This window comes from Pseudonocardia sp. SID8383 (assembly GCF_009864975.1).
Classification (GTDB): Bacteria; Actinomycetota; Actinomycetes; order Mycobacteriales; family Pseudonocardiaceae; genus Pseudonocardia; species Pseudonocardia alni.
Genome location: NZ_WWFY01000260.1, coordinates 1 through 1,581 on the forward strand (window position 1 = coordinate 1; position 1,581 = coordinate 1,581).

At 75.0% G+C, this 1,581-nt stretch carries 1 protein-coding gene; it reads left to right on the forward strand.

The features are described from left to right. A partial coding sequence (locus tag GTW08_RS06220; RefSeq protein WP_161151557.1) for a type I polyketide synthase occupies window positions 1–1,581 on the forward strand: 1,581 nt, incomplete at both ends.

Below are 1,581 nucleotides of genomic sequence, written 5' to 3' on the forward strand. Positions count from 1 at the left end.
GCTGCTGCGCGGCCTGATCCGGCGCCCCGCGCGGCGCGCCGCCGCCCAGGCGTCGCCGTCCACCGGTGACCTCGCCGAGCGGCTCCGCGCGCTGGACGGGTCCACCCGTGACGAGGCGCTGCTCGACCTCGTCCGCGAGCGGATCGCCCACGTCCTCGGCCACGCCGACCCCGGCCAGGTCGAGACCGGCCGTCAGTTCCAGGACCTCGGCTTCGACTCGCTCACCGCGGTCGAGCTGCGCAACGGACTCACCGCCGCCACCGGGCTGCGCCTGCCCGCGACCATGGTCTTCGACTACCCGACGCCGGGCGTGCTGGCCCGCCACCTGCGCGACGAGCTGCTCGGTGCCGACGACGCCCCCGACGACACCGCCGACCGCACCCCCGACAGGACCGCCGCTTCCTCGGCCGCGACCGGCGACGATCCCGTCGTGATCGTCGGGATGGCGTGCCGCTACCCCGGCGGTGTCGGCTCCCCGGAGGACCTGTGGCGGCTCGTCGGCGACGGTGCCGACGCGACCGGCCCGTTCCCGACCGACCGCGGCTGGGACCTGGCCAACCTGTTCGACGCGGACCCGGACCGTCCCGGGCACACCCACGTCCGCGCCGGCGGGTTCCTGCACACCGCCCCCGAGTTCGACGCCGGGTTCTTCGGGATGAGCCCGCGCGAGGCGCTGTCCACCGACTCGCAGCAGCGGCTGCTGCTGGAGACGAGCTGGGAGGCGATCGAGCGGGCCGGGATCGACCCGACCGGGCTGCGCGGCAGCGCCACCGGTGTGTTCGCCGGTGTCATGTACAACGACTACGGCACCACGCTGACCGGCGACGAGCACGAGGCCTTCCGCGGCAACGGCAGCGCCCCCAGCGTCGCGTCCGGCCGCGTGTCCTACACCCTGGGCCTGGAGGGCCCTGCGGTCACCGTCGACACCGCGTGCTCGTCGTCGCTGGTCGGGATGCACCTGGCCGCGCAGGCGCTGCGGGCGGGGGAGTGCACCCTCGCCCTCGCCGGGGGCGTGACGGTCATGTCGACACCCAGCACGTTCGTCGACTTCTCCCGCCAGCGCGGACTCGCGCCCGACGGCCGCTCCAAGGCCTTCGCCGACGCCGCCGACGGCGTCGCCTGGTCCGAGGGCGTCGGCGTGCTCGTCCTGGAGCGGCGGTCCGACGCACTCCGCAACGGTCACGAGATCCTCGCGGTGCTGCGCGGGTCGGCGGTCAACCAGGACGGCGCCTCGAACGGGCTCACGGCGCCGAACGGCCCGTCCCAGCAGCGGGTCATCCGCCGCGCGCTGGCGAACGCCGGTCTGTCCACCGGCGACGTCGACGTCGTCGAGGCACACGGCACCGGCACCACCCTCGGCGACCCGATCGAGGCCCAGGCCCTGATCGCGACCTACGGGCGGGACCGGGACCCGCAGCGGCCGCTGCTGCTCGGGTCGGTGAAGTCCAACATCGGCCACACCCAGGCCGCCGCCGGTGTGGCGGGTGTGATCAAGATGGTGCTGGCGATGCGGCACGGGACGGTGCCGCGCACGTTGCACGTGGACGCGCCGTCCTCGCACGTGGACTGGTCCGACGGCAC